Annotated in this window: 23 protein-coding genes; 16 read left to right on the top strand and 7 right to left on the bottom strand. The window is 53.6% G+C overall.

Annotation, left to right across the window (positions count from 1 at the left end; translation table 11 throughout):
- Positions 1 to 285 precede the first annotated feature (285 nt).
- A complete protein-coding gene (gene mlaA, locus CHU32_RS25010) occupies positions 286 to 1,041 on the top strand; it encodes a phospholipid-binding lipoprotein MlaA (protein WP_103674442.1) in 756 nt (251 codons plus the stop codon).
- Between the two features lie 38 nt (positions 1,042 to 1,079).
- Here the strand turns inward: mlaA and CHU32_RS25015 are convergent, their stop codons facing one another.
- Both CHU32_RS25015 and CHU32_RS25020 read right to left on the bottom strand, forming a co-directional pair.
- Entirely contained in the window at positions 1,080 to 1,316 is a 237-nt protein-coding gene (locus CHU32_RS25015; protein ID WP_103674441.1) for a non-oxidative hydroxyarylic acid decarboxylases subunit D, read from the bottom strand.
- Positions 1,317 to 1,326: 10 nt separating this feature from the next.
- Positions 1,327 to 2,754, bottom strand: a complete 1,428-nt coding sequence (locus CHU32_RS25020) for a non-oxidative hydroxyarylic acid decarboxylases subunit C (RefSeq protein ID WP_103674440.1) — start codon at positions 2,752 to 2,754, stop codon at positions 1,327 to 1,329.
- A 207-nt stretch (positions 2,755 to 2,961) separates the two neighbouring features.
- On the opposite strand from CHU32_RS25020, the gene CHU32_RS25025 reads away from it, so the two are divergent.
- Positions 2,962 to 3,366 (top strand): MarR family winged helix-turn-helix transcriptional regulator, encoded by a 405-nt coding sequence (locus tag CHU32_RS25025; RefSeq protein ID WP_103674482.1) that lies wholly within the window; start codon positions 2,962 to 2,964, stop codon positions 3,364 to 3,366.
- 31 nt (positions 3,367 to 3,397) lie between these two features.
- Here CHU32_RS25025 and fadL read toward each other — a convergent pair whose 3' ends face one another.
- Positions 3,398 to 4,759 (bottom strand): long-chain fatty acid transporter FadL, encoded by a 1,362-nt coding sequence (fadL, locus tag CHU32_RS25030; protein WP_103674439.1) that lies wholly within the window; start codon positions 4,757 to 4,759, stop codon positions 3,398 to 3,400.
- 368 nt (positions 4,760 to 5,127) lie between these two features.
- On the opposite strand from fadL, the gene CHU32_RS25040 reads away from it, so the two are divergent.
- The 4 genes from CHU32_RS25040 (at position 5,128) to sixA (ending at position 9,721) form a co-directional block, all read left to right on the top strand.
- A complete protein-coding gene (locus tag CHU32_RS25040; protein ID WP_103674437.1) occupies positions 5,128 to 5,412 on the top strand; it encodes a YfcZ/YiiS family protein in 285 nt (94 codons plus the stop codon).
- 159 nt (positions 5,413 to 5,571) lie between these two features.
- On the top strand, positions 5,572 to 6,882 hold the full coding sequence (fadI, locus tag CHU32_RS25045) for an acetyl-CoA C-acyltransferase FadI (RefSeq protein WP_103674436.1): 1,311 nt from the start codon (positions 5,572 to 5,574) through the stop codon (positions 6,880 to 6,882).
- Positions 6,882 to 9,047: a fatty acid oxidation complex subunit alpha FadJ gene (gene fadJ, locus CHU32_RS25050; RefSeq protein ID WP_103674435.1), complete on the top strand. Its 2,166-nt coding sequence runs from the start codon at positions 6,882 to 6,884 to the stop codon at positions 9,045 to 9,047. The genes fadI and fadJ overlap by 1 nt, the downstream gene beginning before the upstream one ends.
- 188 nt (positions 9,048 to 9,235) lie before the next feature.
- Positions 9,236 to 9,721: a phosphohistidine phosphatase SixA gene (gene sixA, locus CHU32_RS25055; protein ID WP_103674434.1), complete on the top strand. Its 486-nt coding sequence runs from the start codon at positions 9,236 to 9,238 to the stop codon at positions 9,719 to 9,721.
- A 35-nt stretch (positions 9,722 to 9,756) separates the two neighbouring features.
- On the opposite strand, the gene smrB is transcribed toward sixA, so the two are convergent.
- A complete protein-coding gene (gene smrB / locus CHU32_RS25060) occupies positions 9,757 to 10,308 on the bottom strand; it encodes an endonuclease SmrB (RefSeq protein ID WP_103674433.1) in 552 nt (183 codons plus the stop codon).
- Positions 10,309 to 10,474: 166 nt separating this feature from the next.
- Between smrB and prmB the strand changes: the two genes are divergently transcribed.
- The 6 genes from prmB to CHU32_RS25090 are packed head-to-tail and all read left to right on the top strand — an operon-like array spanning position 10,475 to position 15,018.
- Complete coding sequence (prmB, locus tag CHU32_RS25065) at positions 10,475 to 11,407, top strand: 50S ribosomal protein L3 N(5)-glutamine methyltransferase (RefSeq protein WP_103674432.1); 933 nt, start codon at positions 10,475 to 10,477, stop codon at positions 11,405 to 11,407.
- Positions 11,408 to 11,446: 39 nt separating this feature from the next.
- Complete coding sequence (gene aroC / locus CHU32_RS25070) at positions 11,447 to 12,532, top strand: chorismate synthase (RefSeq protein ID WP_103674431.1); 1,086 nt, start codon at positions 11,447 to 11,449, stop codon at positions 12,530 to 12,532.
- A 2-nt stretch (positions 12,533 to 12,534) separates the two neighbouring features.
- Complete coding sequence (gene mepA / locus CHU32_RS25075; protein WP_103674430.1) at positions 12,535 to 13,359, top strand: penicillin-insensitive murein endopeptidase; 825 nt, start codon at positions 12,535 to 12,537, stop codon at positions 13,357 to 13,359.
- Positions 13,360 to 14,169 carry a sulfite exporter TauE/SafE family protein gene (locus CHU32_RS25080; RefSeq protein WP_103674429.1) on the top strand — a complete coding sequence of 270 codons (810 nt, stop codon included), beginning with the start codon at positions 13,360 to 13,362 and terminating at the stop codon, positions 14,167 to 14,169.
- Entirely contained in the window at positions 14,169 to 14,714 is a 546-nt protein-coding gene (locus CHU32_RS25085) for an elongation factor P hydroxylase (RefSeq protein ID WP_103674428.1), read from the top strand. The genes CHU32_RS25080 and CHU32_RS25085 overlap by 1 nt, the downstream gene beginning before the upstream one ends.
- 25 nt (positions 14,715 to 14,739) lie before the next feature.
- Positions 14,740 to 15,018, top strand: coding sequence for a YfcL family protein (locus CHU32_RS25090; protein ID WP_103674427.1), 279 nt, complete (start codon positions 14,740 to 14,742; stop codon positions 15,016 to 15,018).
- Between the two features lie 262 nt (positions 15,019 to 15,280).
- Here the strand turns inward: CHU32_RS25090 and mnmC are convergent, their stop codons facing one another.
- Positions 15,281 to 17,293 (bottom strand): bifunctional tRNA (5-methylaminomethyl-2-thiouridine)(34)-methyltransferase MnmC2/FAD-dependent 5-carboxymethylaminomethyl-2-thiouridine(34) oxidoreductase MnmC1, encoded by a 2,013-nt coding sequence (gene mnmC / locus CHU32_RS25095; protein WP_176691608.1) that lies wholly within the window; start codon positions 17,291 to 17,293, stop codon positions 15,281 to 15,283.
- 157 nt (positions 17,294 to 17,450) lie between these two features.
- Here mnmC and fabB point away from each other — a divergent pair, with 157 nt between their 5' ends.
- Together fabB and CHU32_RS25105 are read left to right on the top strand one after the other, a co-directional pair.
- Positions 17,451 to 18,671 (top strand): beta-ketoacyl-ACP synthase I, encoded by a 1,221-nt coding sequence (gene fabB / locus CHU32_RS25100; RefSeq protein WP_103674425.1) that lies wholly within the window; start codon positions 17,451 to 17,453, stop codon positions 18,669 to 18,671.
- Positions 18,672 to 18,765: 94 nt separating this feature from the next.
- Complete coding sequence (locus CHU32_RS25105) at positions 18,766 to 19,419, top strand: CPBP family intramembrane glutamic endopeptidase (protein ID WP_103674424.1); 654 nt, start codon at positions 18,766 to 18,768, stop codon at positions 19,417 to 19,419.
- Between the two features lie 96 nt (positions 19,420 to 19,515).
- Here CHU32_RS25105 and CHU32_RS25110 read toward each other — a convergent pair whose 3' ends face one another.
- Positions 19,516 to 19,926: a hypothetical protein gene (locus tag CHU32_RS25110; protein ID WP_103674423.1), complete on the bottom strand. Its 411-nt coding sequence runs from the start codon at positions 19,924 to 19,926 to the stop codon at positions 19,516 to 19,518.
- Positions 19,927 to 20,282: 356 nt separating this feature from the next.
- Here CHU32_RS25110 and CHU32_RS25115 point away from each other — a divergent pair, with 356 nt between their 5' ends.
- The gene (locus CHU32_RS25115) at positions 20,283 to 21,470 is read left to right on the top strand and encodes an MFS transporter (protein WP_103674422.1); all 1,188 of its coding nucleotides are present in this window, start codon (positions 20,283 to 20,285) and stop codon (positions 21,468 to 21,470) included.
- Position 21,471: 1 nt separating this feature from the next.
- Here the strand turns inward: CHU32_RS25115 and CHU32_RS25120 are convergent, their stop codons facing one another.
- Positions 21,472 to 22,173: an SLC5/6 family protein gene (locus CHU32_RS25120; RefSeq protein WP_103674421.1), complete on the bottom strand. Its 702-nt coding sequence runs from the start codon at positions 22,171 to 22,173 to the stop codon at positions 21,472 to 21,474.
- Positions 22,174 to 22,235: 62 nt separating this feature from the next.
- Between CHU32_RS25120 and CHU32_RS25125 the strand changes: the two genes are divergently transcribed.
- Complete coding sequence (locus tag CHU32_RS25125) at positions 22,236 to 22,550, top strand: hypothetical protein (protein WP_103674420.1); 315 nt, start codon at positions 22,236 to 22,238, stop codon at positions 22,548 to 22,550.
- Positions 22,551 to 22,584 lie beyond the last annotated feature (34 nt).

Consider the following 22,584-nt stretch of genomic DNA (forward strand, 5'->3'; position numbering starts at 1 on the left):
TCTAAGCGTAGCGGCTTTTTTGCCGGAGTGAGGACCACAGATAACGCGATTTTTTTGGCCTGACAGCATAAATAGTGTTAAGAATGTTTCTAAGTATGTTTACACTCGACGGCGAAACCAGACCGCTAAATACAGACTATGCTGAATGGAGGTCGCAGCCATATTGCCAGCGTGCGTGGACATCAGGAAATGAGCTGATACAATCGCTTGCACGTGAAAAGGCGGGTTTTAAGCCGTTCCGTCAGATGGCAAACAGCGATAGCCATATTTTACAGGGAGACATCTATGAATTTTCGGCTGTCGGCGCTTGCGGTAGGCGCTACTTTACTGGTGGGCTGCGCAAGCTCTACAGATCAACAACAGGGGCGCTCAGATCCTTTTGAGGGCTTCAACCGCACCATGTATAACTTCAACTTTAACGTGGTGGACCCCTATGTTCTGCGTCCGGTCGCGGTGGCGTGGCGTGATTATGTGCCACAGCCTGCACGTACCGGGTTGGGTAACTTTACCGGCAACCTTGAAGAACCCGCCACGATGGTTAACTACTTCCTGCAGGGCGATCCTTATCAGGGGATGGTGCATTTCACGCGCTTTTTCCTGAACACGCTACTGGGTATGGGCGGCTTTATTGATGTAGCCGGTATGGCAAACCCGAAATTGCAGCGTGTTGAACCTCATCGCTTCGGCAGTACGCTTGGTCATTATGACGTCGGTTACGGTCCTTATTTACAATTACCGTTCTACGGCAGTTTCACGCTGCGTGAAGATGTCGGCGATATGGCGGATACCACTTACCCGGTTCTCTCCTGGCTCACATGGCCGCTGTCGGTGGGTAAATGGGCGGTGGAAGGCGTCGAAACCCGTGCTCAGTTGCTGGATTCCGACGGCCTGCTGCGTCAGTCTTCCGACCCCTATATCATGGTGCGTGAGGCTTATTTCCAGCGGCATGACTTTATTGCCAACGGTGGCGAGCTGAAGCCGCAGGATAACCCGAATGCGAAGGCCATTGAGGGTGATTTAAAAGATATCGACTCAGAATAAATGTCTGGCCGCAAACAGTCCTGTTTGCGGCCTTCTGCTTAGCGTTTATCTGCCTCCAGCAGCGGTGGGATGCTCGGCACCATCGGCGCTTCATCAATATCTTTCTGCGTCATGCGAAACGCCTCAGGATAATGCTCGCGGTGGGTACGGCGCAGCGGTTCAGTATTACGCCAGGTATAAAAACAGTACTGGCACTGGTATACCGTCCAGACGTCTTTCACCGGTGATATTGCCATCACTTCAACATGCTCATCAGCACAACGTGGACAAATCATCTCTCGCTCCTTATTTACGCTTAGCCATCATGGCAGTGAGTTTTTCAGCCCAGGCTTTGGTTTCTGGCAGATCCTGTACCGGCTGGCTATAGTGACCGCGCTTGTCTGGCGCGACCGGCGTCGTGGCGTCGATAATTAATTTATCCGTGATACCTGCCGGGCTGGAGCCGGGATCGAGTTCCAGCACTGACATATTCGGTAGCTGCACCAGATCGCCTGCCGGATTAACTTTTGACGACAGCGCCCACATCACCTGCGGCAGGTTAAACGGATCGACGTCTTCATCGACCATAATCACCATTTTCACATAGCCGAGGCCGTGCGGCGTGGTCATCGCCCTCAATCCCACCGCCCGGGCAAAGCCGCCGTAGCGTTTTTTCGTGGAGATAATCGCCAGCAGCCCGTGGGTATACATAGCATTGACCGCCTGAACCTCCGGGAACTCCGCTTTCAGTTGCTGATAGAGAGGAACGCAGGTGGCCGGCCCCATCAGATAGTCAATTTCGGTCCACGGCATCCCGAGATACAGCGATTCAAAAATCGGTTTGCTGCGCCAGCTCACTTTATCAATGCGCACCACCGTCATGTTACGTCCGCCGGAGTAGTGGCCAGTAAATTCGCCGAAAGGCCCCTCTATTTCACGCTTGCGGCTCTCAATCACGCCTTCGAGAATGACTTCAGAACCCCAGGGCACGTCAAAACCGGTCAGCGGGGCAGTGGCAATGGGATAGGGGCTTTCACGTAGCGCGCCAGCCATTTCATATTCAGACTGATCGTATTTCAGTGGGGTTGCCCCCATCAGCGTAATAATAGGATCGTTACCCAGGGTAATGGCGATCGGCAGATCTTCGCCGCGCTCTTCCGCTTTATGCAAATGCAGCGCGATGTCGTGCATCGGTACCGGCTGTAGTCCCAGCTTGCGCTTGCCTTTCACCTCCATGCGGTAGATGCCGACGTTCTGTTTGCCGAAATGATCGGGATCGAGCGGATCGCGGGACACTACACAGGCTTTATCCAGATAAAAACCGCCGTCACCATCGTTAAGACGAAACAGTGGCAGAATATCAAACAGGTTAATATCATCGCCGTCGGCGCTGTTTTCTGCCCACGCAGGATGTGCCCGCCGTTCCGGGGCAACGGGAAAATTATCCCAGCGACGGATAAACTCATCGATCTGTTTTTTGACCGGAGTATTGGGCGCTAACCCCAGCGAAATCGCATGATTCTGCCAGGAGCCAATGGTATTCATCGCCACGCGGGCATCGGTAAAACCACGAATATTATCAAACCACAGTGCGGGTGCGCCGTCGCCAATACGGCCCGTTGCGTTAGCCGCGGCGGCCAGATCCGGCTCGGCGCTGACCTCTTCACTGATTTTCAACAACTGTCCCTGATCGTCCAGCGCCTGTAAAAAGCTGCGTAAATCATCGAAAGCCATTTCTTATTCTCCTGTGCAGGGGGGGCAACAGTCTGCCCTGCTATTAAATATATTGTTCGTGTACGAACTTTAACAGCGAAAATACGCCTGATGACGGCAACTGGCAAGACGTTGACTATTTACTCGCACGTTTCGTTCATGCGCTAACCGTACTTATCTTCATGCGAAGGCGCTATGATAAAAGAAAAAGCCTACAAGAGAGCCACCATGAAATTACAGGATGAAGCCTTTCACCTTTTACGTCAGCTTTTTCAACAGCATACGGCCAGATGGCAGCAGGAACTGGCCGAACTGACTAAACCACAATATGCCGTGATGCGTGCCATAAGCGAGTATCCGGGTATTGAGCAGGTGGCATTAATGGAAGCAGCAGTCAGCACCAAAGCGACGCTGGCAGAAATGCTCAGCCGGATGGAGCGCCGCGAGCTGGTGCGTCGCGAACAAGATCCTGCTGATAAACGTCGGCGTTTTGTCTTTCTTACACCGCAGGGCAAACATCTGCTTGAGAGAAGCAGGCCCATTGGTGACGGTGTTGACGAGGCTTTTCTGACAAAATTAAGTGTGCAGGAGCGCGAACAATTTCGCGGACTGATAGCAAAAATGATGCAATAAAACCCGGCGACAAGCGTCGCCGGGCAGGAGATTAGAACGCGTAGTTGAAGTTCACGCCGTACAGCCAGGCTTTACCTTCAGATTTGAACTGATAGGGGCCTTCTTCGAATTTAACGTGCTGACCGTGCATGTAAGAAACGCCCGCATCAACCGAGGCATCTTTGTTGAAGGCGTAGGTAGTACCGGCGCTCAGCCACAAACGATCCTGGTCAGGAATGGAGATAGAACGCTGATTGGCCGGAACCGGGCTGTCATCAAAGGCGATACCGCTACGGAAGGTCCAGCTATCATCCATGTAATAGGTGGTCCCCAGTGCGATACGATAAGAATCCTTAAAGCCTTCATCTTTATAGAACAGGGTATTGCCGCCGTCGCCTTTCGCTTTCAGCTCCTGGAACTGGCTCCAGCTGGTATACGCCATGCTGTAGTGAACGGCCCATTTTGGCGCGACGCGGTTATAACCTGAGATTTCCCACATTTCAGGCAGATGCAGGCTGAGTGAGCCGTCAATAGTGGAGCCGCCAGTACCGTAGGGCAGACCAAGACCCAACGCGGCGTTAACCGGATTCAGCGTCGCCGGGAGGCTGCTCTTATAATCGCCGTCAAAATCAACTTTAATTTCTGAGCGGTAGGTCAGGGCATAGCGGTTATTTTTATCCACTTCATACAGAATACCGGCGTTCCAGCCGAAACCCCATTCATCGCCTTTGAGATGGGCAATTTGCGTATCACGGCTGATACCCCCCGCCTGCGCGCCAACTGCTGCCGCCTGCTGCGGAGAAAGCTGGCCTGCACGTACCAGCGCCGGAATATTGGCACCAATAATCTGCGGCAAATCGCCGGCGTAACGCTCAACTTTCGCTCGCGCATAGACGGCATCAAAGCCAAGGCCGAAGCTCCAGCTATTATTTAAGCGGTAAGCGCCGCTCAAATTAAGATTCAGTGTTTCAAGATCGGTTTTCCCACCCATCGAACCGGCGGCAAAACTGTCATTAAATTCGGTTGCCAGACCATAGTTTGAGGTGACGGAAGCGCCCCAGCCAAATTGATCGTTAATCGGAGCGACAAAGTGCAGATTAGGCACCCATGCGGTCGGCGCAATATTATCCTGGCTGGCATTATTACCAATTACAGAACGGCCAGACACATTTACATCCGGGTCAACAAAAACCGCGCCGCCTGAAAAGGTAGGGCGATCAAACATGGTAATCAGTGCCGGGTTACGGCTGACGTTACCGGCGTCATCCGCAATCGCGCCTTCGCCTGAATACGCGCGGCCAAGACCAGAGGAAGAAAATTCATTTAGCTGGAAGCCTGCTGACCAGGCCTGGGTAGAAACGATTGCCACTGCCACTGCGATAGCAGACTTGGTGAACCGGGTTTTCTGGCTCATGACCATAACCTCATTGCGTTATTTTTATTTAAAAAAGTTACATGGTGTAACGAAGTGCGAAGTGTAGGGTCTGTTATACGGCAGAGAAAGCAGACCAGTGACGAGAGTATAGGTCTGACCAGATAGTATGTTGCAAGTATGTTTCTAAATTTTTTCGAATATGATCTGAGAAACGCGATCCCGCTGGCAAAATTGCCCCTTTTGGTCATCACTAATGAACGTGATTTTTGTTTTAGATCATTTTTAAATGTGATTTTTATCACTAATCCGCTCACAGGAAATTAACGACTGGAGACCCTCTGCGGTAGCGCGTAAAATAGACACAATAGTGTTCAGCACCTGAGGTGCATAGACAGAGGAAATCTTCAATGAGTAAATGTAGTGCTGATGAAACCCCGGTTTGCTGCTGTATGGATGTGGGTACCATTATGGACAACTCCGACTGCACAGCCTCTTATAGCCGCGTATTTGCTAACCGCACTGACGCTGAAGAGACGCTGGCCGCGTTAAGCGCAAAAGCCCGTGGCGTGGAATCTGAACCGTGCCAGATCACCTCAACGTTTACCGACGTTGCCGATGGCGTAAAACTGGATATCGACTTCCAGTTTGCCTGCGAAGCGGAAACCCTGATTTTCCAGCTTGGCTTGCGTTAAGCCTTCCATCCGCGCCTCCCAATGTGGAGGCGTTTTCTTTTTTGACCGTGTGTTTTAGCTCCCACTTTTCTTCACCTCCTCTTGGCTAAATGTAAAAAAATGGTTAAGACTATGTTCAGGTCAGACCACTTAATTTATTTTTGTTAACAGGGGAGCGTTATGAGTCAGGCACTACCGCTTATCACCCGTCAGGGCGATCGCATTGCCATTGTTTCCGGGTTGCGAACTCCCTTTGTTCGTCAGGCGACCGCCTTTCACGGTGTTCCGGCTATCGATCTGGGAAAAATGGTGGTGGGTGAGATGCTGGCTCGCAGCGAAATTCCGCCGGACGTCATCGAGCAACTGGTTTTCGGCCAGGTTGTACAAATGCCGGAAGCGCCCAACATTGCCCGTGAAATTGTACTCGGTACCGGAATGAGTGTGCATACGGATGCGTATAGCGTCAGCCGCGCTTGTGCCACCAGCTTTCAGGCGGTAGCAAATGTGGCGGAGAGCCTGATGGCGGGCACTATTCGCGCCGGGATCGCAGGCGGCGCAGATTCGTCTTCTGTTTTACCGATTGGCGTCAGTAAAAAACTGGCGCGTACGCTGGTGGACGCCAATAAAGCGCGCACCTTAAGCCAGCGGCTGTCGCTGTTTTCCCGCCTGCGATTACGCGACTTACTGCCGGTACCCCCGGCGGTGGCGGAGTATTCTACCGGACTGCGAATGGGCGATACGGCAGAACAGATGGCTAAAACCTGGGGCATCACCCGCGAAGAACAGGACGCACTGGCGCACCGTTCCCACCAGCTTGCCGCCCGCGCATGGGAAGAGGGGAAACTGGCAGACGAAGTGATGACGGCGTATGCCCCCCCTTACCGCGAACCTGTGGAACGTGATAATAACGTGCGCACGAATTCCGCGCTGGCGGACTATGCCAAACTGCGTCCGGCGTTCGATCGCAAGCACGGCACAGTAACAGCAGCAAACAGTACCCCCCTTACTGACGGCGCAGCGGCGGTGATCCTGATGACGGAATCCCGCGCTCGTGAGTTAGGGCTGGTGCCGCTCGGCTATCTGCGCAGTTATGCGTTCACGGCGATTGATGTCTGGCAGGATATGCTACTTGGTCCTGCGTGGGCCACGCCGCTGGCGCTGGATCGCGCGGGCTTAACGCTCGGGGATTTAACCCTGTTTGATATGCATGAAGCTTTTGCGTCTCAGACCTTAACCAACCTGAAAATGCTTGCCAGCGACCGCTTTGCCCGCGAGGTTCTGGGACGAACTCAGGCGACCGGTGAAGTTGACGATAGCAAATTTAACGTGTTGGGTGGGTCAATTGCCTATGGCCATCCTTTCGCCGCCACGGGCGCGAGAATGATAACCCAGACGCTACATGAACTTCGCCGACGCGGCGGCGGATTTGGTTTAGTGACCGCCTGTGCGGCGGGCGGTCTTGGTGCGGCAATGGTTCTGGAGGCCGAATAATGGAAACGACATCCGCTTTTACCCTGAGCGTGCGGGCAGACAATATTGCCGTTATTACTATCGACGTCCCCGGTGAAAAAATGAATACCCTGAAGGCGGAATTTGGCCATCAGGTGCGGGCTATTCTCAAGCAAATCCGCGACAACAAAGCCATTTCCGGCGTGGTATTTATTTCCGGGAAAAACGATAATTTTATCGCCGGAGCCGATATCAACATGATTGGCCGCTGCAAAACAGCGCAGGAGGCGGAAACGCTGGCACGCCAGGGGCAGCAAATTATGGCGGATATCCATGCGCTACCCATCCCGGTGGTCGCTGCCATCAACGGTGCCTGTCTGGGCGGCGGTCTGGAACTGGCGCTGGCCTGTCATGCCCGGGTATGTACTGACGACCCGAAAACGGTGCTTGGTTTACCGGAAATGCAGCTTGGTCTGCTCCCGGGGTCCGGTGGTACGCAACGTCTGCCAAGGTTAATTGGCGTGAGTACCGCCCTGGAGATGATCCTGACCGGAAAACAGCTTCGGGCACGACAGGCATTGAAAGCAGGACTGGTTGATGAAGTCGTCCCTGTCTCCATATTACTGGAGGCCGCCGTCGAACTGGCCAAAAAAGGCCGCCCGAGTCGCCGCCTGCCGGTGCGCGAACGTATTCTTGCCGGGCCGTTGGGACGTAACGTGCTGTTTCGGGTGGTGGGTAAAAAGACCGCCGATAAAACTCAGGGCAACTATCCGGCAACCGATCGTATTTTACAGGTCATTGAAACGGGATTAAGCCAGGGCAGTAGTAGCGGATATGACGCAGAAGCGCGTGCTTTCGGTGAACTGGCGATGACGCCAGAATCCGCCGCGCTACGTGCCGTTTTCTTTGCCAGCACCGAAGTCAAAAAAGATCCGGGTGCGCCAACAGAGGCGGGTCCGCTGCGTTCCGTTGGCGTACTCGGTGGCGGCCTGATGGGGGGCGGTATCGCGTATGTCACCGCCAGTAAAGGAAAGCTGCCGGTGCGAATCAAAGACATTAAGCCACAGGGAATTAATCACGCCCTGAAATACAGTTGGGAGTTGCTGGATAAGAAAGTGCGTCGTCGGCATCTGAAGCCAGCGGAACGCAACAGCCAGATGGCGCTGATTTCAGGTACCACCGATTACCGTGGGTTTTCCCATCGCGATGTGATTATCGAGGCGGTCTTTGAGGATCTGAACCTTAAACAGCAAATGGTGGCGGAAGTCGAGGCGCACTGCGCGCCGCACACCATTTTTGCGTCAAATACCTCCTCGCTGCCCATTGGCGACATCGCGGCCGGGGCGGCCCGGCCGCAGCAGGTGATTGGTCTGCACTTTTTCAGTCCGGTCGAAAAAATGCCGCTGGTGGAGGTGATCCCACATGCAACCACTTCACCGCAGACCATTGCAACGACGGTAACGCTGGCGAAAAAGCAGGGCAAAACGCCTATTGTGGTGGCAGATAAAGCCGGTTTCTATGTCAACCGCATTCTGGCCCCCTATATCAATGAGGCTATGCGCCTGCTGACGGAAGGGGCAAAAATCGAACAGGTCGATCGGGCGCTGGTAAAATTTGGCTTTCCGGTTGGACCGGTGCAATTACTTGATGAAGTTGGCATTGACACCGGGACGAAAATTATTCCGGTGCTAGAGGCAGCATACGGAGAACGTTTTAGCCCGCCCGCAAACATTATTAGCGCAATTTTGAACGACGATCGCAAAGGCAGAAAAAATGGTCGCGGTTTCTATCTTTACGGAACAAAAGGGCGTAAAAGCAAAAAACAGCCCGATTCAGCAATTTATGCGCTGATCGGAACTGGCGGGCAGAATGGCGCACTCTCAGCGCCACAAATGAGTGAAAGATGCGTCATGATGATGCTAAATGAGGCAGCGCGTTGCTACGCGGAGGGTATTATCCGCAGTGCGCGTGACGGCGATATCGGTGCAGTTTTTGGTATCGGCTTCCCGCCTTTTTTAGGTGGGCCGTTCCGCTACATGGATATGCTCGGTGCTGATAACGTTGTGGCGACATTACAACGTCTGGCCGCACAGTATGGTCCACGGTTTGCGCCTTGTGAGGCTTTATTAACGATGGCGTTGCAACAGCAAACCTTTTGGTCCCGTAAAGAAACTGACCTGCATGTTGAAGGTCAAATAATAGAGTGACAGCGCTGGAAGGGTCATCAGGTTATTTTGTAAACACTGATTGACTATACTTATGCCATTGAGGTAAAAAACAGCGTTTCATTGAGCAAACGGATAAGGCACAATGCCCGGCCACCCGGTTTTCTGCATGAATATGATGTCCTCTGCGGATTAACTTCGGTGCTTCTGGTTAACAAAAGCGGTGCAATATGCAAGTTTTTATCATGCGTCATGGCGACGCAGCTCTCGAGGCTGCCAGCGACTCGGCTCGTCCATTAACCCACTGTGGTTGTGATGAATCCCGTCTGATGGCGACCTGGCTGAAAGGTCAAAAAGCAGATATTGGTCGCGTTCTGGTCAGCCCGTATCTTCGCGCTGAACAAACGTTGGATATGGTAGGGGAATGTATGTACCTGCCGGAGAAGGTCGAAGTTCTGCCTGAACTCACTCCGGGCGGTGATGTCCATCAGGTCGGCGATTACCTTCGGGTGCTTGCTGATGAAGGTATCACGTCGGTACTGGTTGTTTCCCACCTGCCACTGGTCGGTTATCTGGTCGCCGAGCTATGCCCGGGAGAAACGCCACCGATGTTTTCAACCTCGGCAATCGCCAGCGTTACGCTGGATGCTGATGGCAAAGGCACCTTTAACTGGCAGATGAACCCCTGCAATCTCAAAATGCAAAAAGCAATTTGATTGACGGCGGGAGGCGTTAATCCCCCCGCCATATCCTATGGCAGCTCTGGCGGCTGCCACTCTTCCACTTCAATCAGTACCAGCAGCGCGGCATCCCCGCCGTACTCTTTCGACGCCTGATGAAAGGCCATCACATGCGGATGCTGAGCCAGCCACAGCGGTGTTTGCTGTTTAAGAATATGTTTACCGTGGCCGTGCATTACGCAGGCGCAAAACACATGTTCGCGGCGGCAGGCGGCAATCAACGCGCCCAGTTCTTGCTTCGCCTGCAGCTGGGTTAAGCCATGCAGATCCAAAAACAGTTCTGGTGAATAATCGCCACGCCTTAACTTTTTCAGCTCGAAGTGGCTGACATCTTCACGCACGTATTTAACCGGCCCGTTGGTATTGAGCAGCGGCTGAAATTCATCAGAAAAAAAGTGGCTGGCATCCGCCTGCTCCTGAATCAGACGTTTGACGGGAACCTCTGTGATTTTCTTACGCACAGGCCGATGAACAATGGTGTCCTGCTTAATCTGGCGCGTGCCGGTCATTAGCTGACGGAATAGCGCTTTATCCTCCCCGCTCAGCGATTCTTTCTTTTTCATTTGTCAGTCTCATTAATACTTTTTGCCAGTTTACCTGACTCCACAGCGTTCTGGTCAGCGAAAACGCATTTTTTCCCCGTGTCGGGAACGCGTGAATGCTGATTTATCGCTGTCTTCGTGGCAAACTAGCCGCCGAATTTAATGCGAGCATGCCCTGGAGAACACGATGGATAAAATTTTTGTTGATGAAGCGGTAAACGAGCTGCAAACCATTCAGGACATGCTGCGCTGGTCGGTGAGCCGCTTCAGCGCGGCGAATATCTGGTACGGTCATGGTACTGACAACCCGTGGGATGAAGCCGTGCAACTGGTGCTACCGACACTCTGGCTACCGCTGGATATCCCGGAAGATATGCGCAGCGCCCGTCTGACCTCCAGTGAAAAACACCGCATCGTCGAGCGGGTGATCCGCCGGGTCAACGAGCGTATTCCGGTCGCCTATCTCACCAACAAAGCCTGGTTCTGTGGGCACGAGTTTTACGTTGATGAGCGGGTACTGGTGCCGCGCTCGCCGATCGGCGAACTGATTAACAGCCGTTTCGCCGGGTTGATCAATCACGCGCCGCAGCACATTCTGGATATGTGTACCGGCAGTAGCTGTATCGCCGTGGCCTGTGCTTATGCCTTCCCGGAGGCGGAAGTGGATGCGGTGGATATTTCTCCGGAAGCGCTGGCGGTGGCCGAGCACAATATTGAAGAGCATGGCTTGATCCATCAGGTGACGCCGATCCGCTCGGATCTGTTCCGCGACCTGCCGAAGGTCCAGTATGATTTGATCGTCACGAACCCGCCGTATGTTGACGCGGAAGATATGTCCGACCTGCCGAATGAGTATCGCCATGAACCCGAGCTGGGTCTTGCCTCCGGCAGCGACGGCCTGAAACTGACGCGTCGCATCCTCGCCTGTGCGCCGGACTATCTCGCCGATGACGGCATTCTGATTTGTGAAGTCGGTAACAGCATGGTACATCTGATGGAACAATACCCGGATGTACCGTTCACCTGGCTGGAGTTTGACAACGGCGGTGACGGCGTCTTTATGCTGACCAAAGCGCAGCTGGTGGCGGCTCGCGACTATTTCAGCATCTATAAAGACTAATCTGGCGCTCAACAACACTACAACGATAACGGAGCCGTGATGGCAGGAAACAGTATTGGACAACTTTTTCGCGTAACCACCTTCGGTGAATCTCACGGTCTGGCGCTTGGCTGCATCGTGGATGGCGTGCCGCCGGGTATACCGCTAACCGAAGCCGATCTGCAACACGATCTGGACCGCCGCCGTCCGGGTACCTCACGCTATACCACCCAGCGTCGTGAACCGGATCAGGTCAAAATTTTGTCCGGCGTCTTTGAAGGCGTAACTACCGGGACCAGCATCGGCCTGCTAATTGAAAATACCGATCAGCGCTCGCAGGACTACGGTGCGATTAAAGATCTGTTTCGTCCGGGCCATGCCGACTATACCTATGAGCAAAAATACGGCCTGCGCGATTATCGCGGCGGCGGACGCTCTTCAGCGCGGGAAACCGCTATGCGTGTGGCGGCCGGTGCCATTGCCAAAAAATATCTGGCGCAGAAATTTGGCATCATCATTCGCGGTTGTCTGACCCAAATGGGCGACATCCCGCTGGCGATTAAAGACTGGGCTCTGGTCGAGCAAAACCCGTTCTTTTGTGCCGATGCTGATAAAATCGAGGCGCTGGACGAACTGATGCGCGCGCTCAAGAAAGAGGGCGATTCGATTGGTGCCAAAGTCACGGTGGTCGCTGATGGCGTGCCGCCGGGACTGGGTGAACCGGTGTTTGATCGGCTGGATGCTGACATCGCTCACGCGCTGATGAGTATTAATGCGGTAAAAGGGGTAGAAATTGGTGACGGTTTTGAGGTAGTCGCCCTGCGCGGCAGCCAGAACCGCGACGAGATCACCCAGGCAGGTTTTCAAAGTAACCACGCCGGTGGCATTCTTGGCGGGATCAGCAGCGGGCAGCAGATTATCGCTAACATGGCGCTAAAACCCACCTCCAGTATTACCGTGCCGGGGCGTACCCTGAACCGGAGTGGTGAGGAAGTGGAGATGATCACTAAAGGTCGCCACGATCCCTGTGTTGGTATTCGCGCGGTGCCTATTGCTGAAGCCATGCTGGCGATCGTCCTGATGGATCATCTTATGCGTCAGCGTGCGCAAAACTCTGATGTCACGACAACGCTTCCACGCTGGTAACTATGAAAAAAGCGCTTCTTATCCTGCTGGCGCTGGTCGCCAGCGTCTCAGTCCAGGCGGCAACGCCGTGGCAGAAAATTACCCAACCGATCCCCGGTAGTCCGCAGTCGATAGGCGCGTTTGCCAACGGCTGTATTGTTGGCGCGCGGGGGTTGCCGCTTGAGTCAAATGACTATCAGGTGATGCGCACCGATCAGCGTCGTTATTTCGGTCATCCGGATTTGTTGCTGTTTATTCAGCGTCTGACCAGCCGGGTACATAATCTGGGCATGGGAACGGTGCTGATTGGTGATATGGGCATGCCGGCAGGCGGGCGCTTTAACGGTGGTCACGCCAGCCACCAGTCCGGGCTGGATGTTGATATCTTCCTGCAACTGCCGAAAACGCGCTGGACGGCGGCGCAGCTTCTCAAGCCGCAGGCGCTGGATCTCGTCTCCCGTGATGGTAAACATGTGGTGTCATCGCTGTGGCAGCCGGAAATCAGTAACCTGATCAAGCTGGCGGCACAGGATACAGAAGTCACGCGTATTTTCGTCAATCCGGCCATCAAGCAGCAGCTGTGTCTGGATGCCGGAACCGATCGCGACTGGCTGAATAAGGTTCGTCCGTGGTTCCAGCATCGCGCGCATATGCACGTCAGGCTACGTTGCCCGGCCGACAGTCTCGAATGTCAGGATCAGGACCCGCCGCCGCCGGGCGACGGCTGTGGTGCTGAACTGCAAAGCTGGTTTGAGCCAGCGAAACCTGGAACAACCCCTCCTGCGAAGAAGACGCCGCCTCCGCTGCATCCTTCCTGTCAGGCGCTACTGGATGAGCATGTACTGTAAATGGATACGTTTAGCCAACTGTTTATGATGTCGCCGCTGATGCTGGCGGTTATGTTTTTTGTGGCTTTGCTGGCCGGATTTATTGATTCACTGGCCGGGGGCGGTGGGTTGCTCACCGTACCTGCGCTGCTGGCAGCGGGAATGTCGCCAGCACAGGCGCTGGCGACCAATAAACTTCAGGCCTGCGGCGGCTCGCTCTCTGCTTCGCTCTATTTTATTCGCCGTAAAGTGGTGAATCTGGGCGATCAGAAAATGAATATCCTGATGACATTCATTGGGTCGACCAGCGGTGCGCTGCTGGTGCAGTTTGTCAAATCTGACCTGCTGCGCCAGATCCTGCCTGTTCTGGTGATCTGCATTGGTCTCTACTTCTTATTGATGCCGAAACTGGGCGAAGACGATCGTCAGCGTCGATTATATGGTTTTCCATTTGCGCTGGTGGCAGGCGGCTGCGTGGGTTTTTACGATGGTTTTTTTGGCCCTGGCGCAGGTTCTTTTTACGCCCTGGCCTTTGTTACGCTCTGCGGCTATAACCTCGCTAAATCCACGGCGCACGCTAAAGTGCTCAATGCCACCTCCAACGTCGGCGGCCTGCTGCTTTTTATTCTCGGCGGCAAAGTCATCTGGGCAACGGGCTTTGTCATGCTGATCGGACAATTTATCGGGGCCAGGATGGGTTCCAGGCTGGTGCTCAGTAAAGGACAAACGTTGATTCGCCCGATGATCGTTATCGTCTCTGCGGTAATGAGTGCCAAATTACTTTATGACAGCCACGGACAGGAGATCCTCCACTGGTTGGGGATGAACTAATGAACAGTACACATAATTACGAACAGCTCATTGAGATTTTTAACGGCTGTTTTGCTGATGATTTTAATACCCGTCTGATTAAAGGCGACGACGAACCGATCTATCTTCCTGCTGACGACAGTGTGCCTTACCATCGCATCGTTTTCGCTCACGGCTACTATGCCAGCGCCTTGCACGAGATTTCGCACTGGTGCATCGCCGGGAAAGCGCGTCGTGAGCGGGTGGATTTTGGTTACTGGTACTGCCCGGACGGCCGCGATGCGACCACCCAGAGTCAGTTCGAAGATGTTGAGGTAAAACCGCAGGCCTTTGACTGGCTGTTTTGCGTCGCGGCGGGTTACCCTTTTAACGTCAGTTGCGACAATCTGGAGGGCGATTTTGAGCCGGATCGGATTGTTTTTCAGCGTCGTGTACATGCGCAGGTGATGGAGTATCTGAATCAGGGAATACCGGAGCGGCCGGCACGTTTTATCAACGCATTACAACATTATTATCATACGCCGTCGCTGACGGCAGAACAGTTCCCGTGGCCTGAAGACCTGTAGCCACATTAAGACAAGAGGAAAGAAGATGATCGCGGAGTTTGAATCACGTATCCTGGCACTTATTGATGATATGGTTGAACACGCCAGTGATGACGAGTTATTTGCCAGCGGTTATCTGCGTGGGCATCTGACGCTGGCAGTGGCAGATCTGGAAAGCGGTGATGACCATTCCCCGGAAGCTGTCTACGCTCAGGTGACCAACAGTCTGCAAACGGCTATTCACGCGGGCGAACTTTCTCCACGCGATCAGTCTCTGGTGCTGGGCATGTGGGATAACCTGTATCAGCAGGCGAAGTTTAAATAATCTCTGCCGCTGTAGCCAAAGTGCCGGGTGGCGGCTGTGCCTTACCCGGTCTACAAAGTTTTAAATATCAACAGTTTGTTTTGCAATTGTAGGCCCGCGCAAGCGCAGCGCCGCCGGGCAAAATGGCGCAGGTTCAACATCTGCACTGCGCTGATGCAGGGTGGCGGCTGTGCCTTACCCGGTCTACAAAGTTTTAAATATCAACAGGTTATTTTGCAATTGTAGGCCCGCGCAAGCGCAGCGCCGCCGGGCAGAGTTTCCGCTATACCGTCGTCGTTTTTACCTTTTTCCCTTTCAGTAATTTGCGTACCCAGAACCGGTTGGGGTTTAGCGCGGCCAGGGTTTCTGCATCCAGGGGCACAGGCTCCTCACTCATCTGTGAGGCCAGAATTTCCGCCGCCAGCGGGGCGCTGCATAAACCACGTGACCCGAGCGCACCGAGCATAAACAAGTTCTCATAAACTGGCGCGCTGACCGCATTATCACTGCTCTGCGTCAGCCCGGCGTAGGCGGCAAGCGTAGCTTCATAGTCCGGTACGTTACCGATCAACGGCAGATGATCACGGGTGGCACAGCGCACGCCGCAGCGGGCCGAACCGCCGCTCACATCCACTTCCTTCGTCCACGCAGCGTTGGGGAAGCAGTCAATCAGCCGCTGACGGTTATGCTGCTGATCCTCTTCGGTGTACTGGATCTCACTCTGCCCGCGATGATAGCTGGCCCCGATGCAGTGCTGCTGATTATGCGGGTTCTGTGGGGTCAGATAGCCGTCATAACACAGTACCTGGCGCAGTCGGGAAAGCGCTGGCGTGGTCGGGATATGACTGACCTGTCCACCGACGGCATAAAGCGGAAGCGGCGCAGTCTGGGTGAATTGGGTGATGTTGTGGCCGTTTGCCAGAACCACGACCTTATGCGCTATCACATCGCCATCGACAAAAGCCAGGTGCCATTCACCCTCGTTTTTTTCCAGTGACGCCAGCGGCTTTTGCCAGACCGTACGCAGGCCGCGATCGATCGCCAGTGACAGCGCCGCCGCCGTAAGCTGTGCCGGGCATAACCAGCCGCCGAGTGGATACTGCACGCCCTCACAGTGCGTCGCAAGCCCAAGACTCTCCGCCATTTCCTGTGCATCTACGCCCACCGCGATGTCCCGTGGCAGGTCCATTTCCAGCAGCCGCGCAATCTTCTGCTGGCTTTTGGCATCCCAGCCCGCCTGCGTGACGCCACACCAGTCATGACCGAACGCAACGGGCAGGGCATCGTAAAGGCGACGCGCAAAGGTAAATGCCGCCGGGAAGAAACGCGCCAGCGCGGGGTCGTGAGCGCTGAGCAATGGATAAAGTGCTCCCTGACGGTTACCGGACGCTCCCTGAGCCGGACTCGCATCCTCGCAGTAAAGCGTCACCTGCCAGCCACGACGCAGCAGGGCCAGCGCCAGCAGCGCGCTGGCGATACCGCCGCCGATCACTGCCGCTTCGCGCGCCGTTGTTCCTGTTCGGGTATACCACGGCGTTGTTGATGCGGTGGCTTCCGGCTTCTCCATTACCCCGGTCAGCATTTCGCGCTTGCGACCAAACCCTTTACGCTTGCTCATGGTGAAGCCAGCATCCTGCAACCCCCGACGGACGAAACCCGCTGAAGTAAAAGTCGCCAGCGTGCCGCCCGGACGGGCAAGCCGCGCCATGGCGGCAAACAGTTCCGGCGTCCACATATCAGGATTTTTTGCCGGGGAAAAACCATCCAGAAACCAGACATCAATACTGTGCTGGAGGGAAACATCCAGCTTACCGGTAAGCTCATTGATATCCCCGAACCACAGATCGAGCGTCACGCGACCTTCATCCAGCAGCAACCGGTGACATCCGGCAAACGGCAGCGGCCACTGCTCCTGTAGCTGCTGCGCCCGGTCGGCCAGTTCTAACCAATGCTGATGCGCAAGCCGCAGGTCTTCCGCTCGTAGCGGGAATTTTTCGAAACTGATGAAATGGAGCCGTTGTAGCATCGCGTCGGGATGAGCGGCGCGAAAGGCGTCAAACGCCTGCCAGAGCGTGAGAAAATTGAGGCCCGTGCCGAAACCACTTTCCGCAACGACTATCTGCGGACGGGAATGGGTAATGAAACGGTCCGGTAACTGGTTGCCGTTAAGAAAAACATAACGCGTCTCCTCCAGCCCGTTGTCGTTTGAGAAGTAGACGTCGTCAAAATCTCGAGAAACAGGTGTACCCTCATTGTTGAATTCAAGGTTGGCAGGTTGTATGGCGTTATGTTTCACGTAAGTTACTCGTCTGACAGGTAGTAGCGTGATCTTAGCGATGTGTGCGGGCCGGAGCAAATTTCAACATAATTTGGCTGATCGGACTTGTTCGGCGTACAAGTGTACGCTATTGTGCGACTCGAATCTTTAAATAGTGCACTTACAGAGGTATTGAATGAAACGTGCAGTGATTACTGGCCTGGGCATCGTTTCCAGCATCGGTAATAACCAGCAGGAAGTCCTGGCATCTCTGCGTGAAGGACGTTCAGGGATCACTTTCTCTCAGGAGCTGAAGGATTCTGGCATGCGTAGCCACGTCTGGGGCAACGTAAAACTGGATACCACTGGCCTTATCGATCGTAAAGTCGTTCGTTTTATGAGCGATGCTTCCATCTATGCATACCTTTCTATGGAGCAGGCGGTTGCTGATGCTGGCCTCTCTGAAGACGTTTATCAGAATAACCCGCGTGTCGGTCTGATTGCCGGCTCCGGCGGCGGCTCCCCGCGTTTTCAGGTCTTCGGTGCAGACGCCATGCGCGGTCCGCGTGGTCTGAAAGCTGTAGGGCCTTATGTTGTGACTAAAGCGATGGCCTCTGGCGTTTCCGCTTGTCTTGCCACGCCGTTCAAAATTCACGGTGTGAACTACTCTATCAGCTCCGCTTGCGCTACCTCTGCGCATTGTATTGGTAATGCGGTAGAGCAAATCCAGTTGGGCAAACAGGACATCGTGTTTGCTGGCGGCGGCGAAGAGCTGTGCTGGGAAATGTCCTGCGAGTTTGACGCGATGGGCGCGCTGTCCACCAGGTACAACGATACCCCGGAAAAAGCCTCCCGTACCTATGATACCCACCGCGATGGTTTTGTTATCGCTGGCGGCGGTGGCATGGTGGTGGTCGAAGAACTCGAACATGCGCTGGCACGTGGCGCGCATATTTATGGGGAAATCGTTGGCTATGGCGCAACCTCAGACGGTGCGGACATGGTTGCACCGTCAGGCGAAGGCGCAGTGCGCTGCATGAAAATGGCGATGCACGGCGTTGATACCCCGATTGACTACCTGAACTCCCACGGTACGTCTACGCCGGTAGGCGACGTCAAAGAACTGGCGGCCATTCGTGAAGTGTTCGGCGATCATTCTCCGGCGATTTCCGCTACTAAAGCCATGACGGGTCACTCCCTGGGTGCAGCAGGCGTGCAGGAAGCCATTTACTCCCTGCTGATGCTGGAGCATGGATTCATCGCGCCGAGCATTAACATCGACGAGCTGGACGAGCAGGCGGCTGGTCTGAATATCGTGACCGCGCCGACCGAGCGTGAACTGACGACCGTTATGTCCAACAGCTTCGGTTTTGGTGGCACTAACGCCACCCTGGTTATGCGCAAGCTGAAAGCGTAAGCCCAACAGTTTTTGCAACGGAACAAAACTGGCTATAGTTGATAGCCAGTTTTTTTGCATTTCAGGCTCCACAGATTTACAGGGAAAGTGACGGATGATGAACAATTCTGCTGACCGTGTTATTCATAGCGTGATATGCCTGGGTGTCTTTCTTGGTTGGTATTCGTGCTTTTATCTGGTGGCAATGATACCAGGTTATGCCGCGCTTTATCGCTCAGGACTGGCAATGGCATTTGTCCCCATTTTCATCCTGGTACCCTTTGCTGTGGCGGCGTGGTCATTATATGCCCGCCGTTATCCCTTTCTTACGCTGGGCCGTTTTTCTGCGCAGGGGTTCTGGCTGCCTGCATTAGCATTAGTGGTGTTAACCTTTATTCACGGTTATTTTGCTCAGCCCGAAACCTGGCTTAGTGAACTGCCGCAGCAAACTGCTTCTGTGAAATGGCCAGTGATTCTGGCAATAAGCGTATTTGCGCCTGTTTATGAAGAAATTATTTTTCGCGGATTTGTACTGAATAGCAGCATCGGCTGGGGGCGTTATGCCAAAACGGCAGGTATTATTGCCACGTCCGGGTTGTTCGCGCTCACCCACATTCAGTATGCAGCCATAAGTACGTTTATCTATCTTTTTATATTTTCAGCCATTCTGTGTACTGTCAGGATCAACAACCGTGGCCTGATTGTGCCGATGGTGCTCCATATCATAAACAACAGCTGGGCCAGTTTTGTGATGTTCCATTTTTCCTGAGCGAAGGCAGGGGAAGGAAGAAAATGAAGGTTTCCGCTTCAGCTAATGTGCCAGCCAGAAGCGACAGATTTCATTCTCTTACCTGGTCACGCTGAATTACATCAGCGTACACTCAAAAGCCAGCGCCCTCTGAAACACGACCTCTTTCCTGTATATTTTGTAGGCCGGGCGCGCGGCTCTGTAGCCTGGTCCGCCCCACATATCACGCTGTTTGAAATCTGAATACCAGTATTGCCCATCAAAAATTGCCATGTGTCCGCTGTGGTTTCCACCTGCATAAGGCTGCAAAATCACCACATCACCAATAACTGGCAGGTCATCAGCTTCAATACCATTAAATCCTGCCGCTTGCAGAAGAGGGCCGTAATCTTTTGCATGCAGGGTTCGACCGATATCAACGCCTCCGGCATTAATCGCCTTTCGGGTGTATTCCGCACACCTGCCTGTTGAGTGTGCATTAGCATGTGCTTTTGCATAATCTGCGGCAGCGTATTTATTCCAGACCATAAAAATCCCTGTTAAATGTCACCTTTGGTATTTATTAAGCGTGCGCACTGAACAGGCCTTTTGACAAAAGATGCTGAAATATCGCGGGATGAGAAGATGTGAGAAGTGAACCAAAGCAATGACTGATATTTGAGTATAAAAACAGGTGCGATGATAAATCGGTTATGGACATCGATATGCAGGGAAGCAAAACACTGACAGTTGACAATCTGCTGTTCAGACAGGCAAAATTCCGTCCCAACATTATCCCGGCGATAATGCGTAAGCGTTTAACGTTATCCAACGCACCTTAATCCTGTACATTGGGTGAAGGGGGCGTGGTCTTTCCCGCCTTACTTCGCATTATGGAGTAATGCATGTCATCTGTAACACACACAACACTTCCCGGTTCAGGGAATGCCTCACTGTTTCGCATCGCTTTTGCCGTCTTTCTCACCTACATGACGGTCGGTATCCCGTTACCGGTCATTCCGCTGTTTGTGCATCAGGAACTGGGTTTTGGCAATACCATGGTGGGGCTTGCGGTGGGCATTCAATTCCTGGCTACCGTTTTAACCCGTGGTTATGCCGGACGTCTTGCCGATCAATATGGTGCAAAACGTTCGGTAATGCAGGGGATGCTCGCGTGCGCCATCGCAGGCGGAGCATGGCTGCTGGCGGCGTTGTTGCCAGTCGCTCCCATAGTGAAATTTGGCCTGCTCCTCATTGGCCGTCTGATCCTTGGCTTTGGTGAAAGCCAGCTGCTGACCGGCACGCTGACCTGGGGCATGGGGCTGGTGGGACCTGCACGTTCAGGGAAAGTGATGTCCTGGAACGGGATGGCTATTTTTGGCGCACTGGCTGCTGGCGCACCGCTGGGACTCTTCATTCACGATCGCTATGGTTTCGCCGTGCTGGCGATAGTTACCATGCTCCTGCCGGTGCTGGCCTGGGCCTGCAACGGCACGGTACGTAAGGTGCCTGCGCATGGGGGAGAGCGCCCGACATTGTGGAGTGTCATTGGTCTGATCTGGAAACCGGGGTTGGGACTGGCGTTGCAGGGCGTCGGATTTGCCGTAATTAGTACCTTTATTTCACTCTATTTTGTCAGCAATAACTGGTCGATGGCGGGCTTTACGCTGACCGCCTTTGGTGGCGCATTTGTACTGGTGCGCATTTTGTTTGGCTGGATGCCCGACCGCTTTGGCGGCGTCCGGGTGGCAATTTTCTCACTGCTGGTGGAAACCAGTGGGCTGATTATTTTATGGCTGGCTCCTGATGCGTGGGTGGCGATGGCGGGCGCGGCACTAACGGGCGCTGGCTGTTCTCTTATCTTCCCGGCGCTGGGCGTTGAGGTTGTAAAACGCGTACCGCCACAGGTGCGTGGTACCGCGCTTGGCGGTTATGCTGCTTTTCAGGACATAGCAATGGGATTGACCGGGCCGCTGGCAGGCATGCTGGCGACATCCTGCGGGTATTCATCCGTTTTCCTCGCCGGGGCAGTGTCTGCCCTTGTAGGGATCATCGTCACGATCTTATCTTTCCGGCAACCTTCTGCCGCGTAATTTATTTAAAAAGCCCGTCAATAACCAGCCGTCGGCTTACGTCGGCAGCATAATAGCTGCGCCAGGTTAATAAAGAAACCAGAATGAAAACGAAAAGAGAAGCCAGCAGCGCGGGTAGCCCGAGAAAATAGCCGTGCATAAAACTTTCACTATTCTGGTAAAGGTTGACCTTAACCCAATCCAGGGTTAAAAACGTTGCGACGCCAACGATCATTGATGATATAGCAGCGATCGGGGTCGATTTTTTCCAGTACAATCCGCCAATCGCCGCAGGCAAGACTTGTAAAATTCCACTGCTGGCATAGTTAATCATGATGACCAATAGCGGTAATGTCTTCAGGCTTAAAAAATAGGCTGATACCCCCAATAACAGGATAAAACAACATGTCAATTTGACTTCAGCACCGCCATTATTTGCGGTATTTTTGATCCCTTCATCGGTGCTTTCTTTTCCTCCAATGCAGGCTTTACCATTAGCGATGTTCTTGATATTCATCACAATATCATTTGATAATATACCTGACAGAGAGATGAGTGTTGAATCCAGCGTACCTAATGACGCGGCCAGAATAAAGGTGGTGACAATCCCCAACATTACGCCGCACCCGCTATACGAGATCATCTCCAGCAACGCAGCTTCTGGATTTTTAATCTGCCCGCTACCCAAACCTAATGCAGCCATGGCAATAATGCCATAGAGCATTAACCACGGTCCTGAACAGGGATTTCATTCAGAAAGCCATTGCGCTGCCGGGTGCGCAGGATTTGACGGTTAAATTTAATGACTACATTGGTAGTTTTTTATTGCATGGGAAGCCCGTTAGCAAAACAGGCGTAGAATGGTTACCGTGGTCGCCTGACAACGTCAAAAAAGGCCAGTCACTGCTGATGATGGATGCTAACCGGCAGCGGGCGATCCTCTATATGAGCAATAAAGACTATAACCAGGACGATGTCATTTCGGCGATAAAAGAAGATGGCACTCTCCCGGCCAGCGATAAGAAAACGGTGATTAGCCAGATGCTTAATGGTCGCTGGTTTAGTGACCAGCTGGATGCGACATTTAATCAGCAACCATAATGACGGAGAGGCAGATCCTGTGGGCCGCGGGATC

Source organism: Superficieibacter electus (assembly GCF_002915575.1).
GTDB lineage: Bacteria > Pseudomonadota > Gammaproteobacteria > Enterobacterales > Enterobacteriaceae > Superficieibacter > Superficieibacter electus.

Coding starts and splice junctions, on each gene's coding strand:
- fadL (WP_103674439.1), bottom strand. CDS start 4,759: ATGAGCCAGAAAACCCGGTTCACCAAGTCTGCTATCGCAGTGGCAGTG.
- smrB (WP_103674433.1), bottom strand. CDS start 10,308: ATGAAAAAGAAAGAATCGCTGAGCGGGGAGGATAAAGCGCTATTCCGT.
- mlaA (WP_103674442.1), top strand. CDS start 286: ATGAATTTTCGGCTGTCGGCGCTTGCGGTAGGCGCTACTTTACTGGTG.
- mepA (WP_103674430.1), top strand. CDS start 12,535: ATGAAAAAAGCGCTTCTTATCCTGCTGGCGCTGGTCGCCAGCGTCTCA.
- CHU32_RS25015 (WP_103674441.1), bottom strand. CDS start 1,316: ATGATTTGTCCACGTTGTGCTGATGAGCATGTTGAAGTGATGGCAATA.
- CHU32_RS25080 (WP_103674429.1), top strand. CDS start 13,360: ATGGATACGTTTAGCCAACTGTTTATGATGTCGCCGCTGATGCTGGCG.
- CHU32_RS25040 (WP_103674437.1), top strand. CDS start 5,128: ATGAGTAAATGTAGTGCTGATGAAACCCCGGTTTGCTGCTGTATGGAT.
- fadJ (WP_103674435.1), top strand. CDS start 6,882: ATGGAAACGACATCCGCTTTTACCCTGAGCGTGCGGGCAGACAATATT.
- CHU32_RS25020 (WP_103674440.1), bottom strand. CDS start 2,754: ATGGCTTTCGATGATTTACGCAGCTTTTTACAGGCGCTGGACGATCAG.
- CHU32_RS25110 (WP_103674423.1), bottom strand. CDS start 19,926: ATGGTCTGGAATAAATACGCTGCCGCAGATTATGCAAAAGCACATGCT.
- fadI (WP_103674436.1), top strand. CDS start 5,572: ATGAGTCAGGCACTACCGCTTATCACCCGTCAGGGCGATCGCATTGCC.
- prmB (WP_103674432.1), top strand. CDS start 10,475: ATGGATAAAATTTTTGTTGATGAAGCGGTAAACGAGCTGCAAACCATT.
- CHU32_RS25120 (WP_103674421.1), bottom strand. CDS start 22,173: ATGCTCTATGGCATTATTGCCATGGCTGCATTAGGTTTGGGTAGCGGG.
- CHU32_RS25090 (WP_103674427.1), top strand. CDS start 14,740: ATGATCGCGGAGTTTGAATCACGTATCCTGGCACTTATTGATGATATG.
- CHU32_RS25105 (WP_103674424.1), top strand. CDS start 18,766: ATGATGAACAATTCTGCTGACCGTGTTATTCATAGCGTGATATGCCTG.
- sixA (WP_103674434.1), top strand. CDS start 9,236: ATGCAAGTTTTTATCATGCGTCATGGCGACGCAGCTCTCGAGGCTGCC.
- CHU32_RS25115 (WP_103674422.1), top strand. CDS start 20,283: ATGTCATCTGTAACACACACAACACTTCCCGGTTCAGGGAATGCCTCA.
- aroC (WP_103674431.1), top strand. CDS start 11,447: ATGGCAGGAAACAGTATTGGACAACTTTTTCGCGTAACCACCTTCGGT.
- CHU32_RS25025 (WP_103674482.1), top strand. CDS start 2,962: ATGAAATTACAGGATGAAGCCTTTCACCTTTTACGTCAGCTTTTTCAA.
- CHU32_RS25085 (WP_103674428.1), top strand. CDS start 14,169: ATGAACAGTACACATAATTACGAACAGCTCATTGAGATTTTTAACGGC.
- fabB (WP_103674425.1), top strand. CDS start 17,451: ATGAAACGTGCAGTGATTACTGGCCTGGGCATCGTTTCCAGCATCGGT.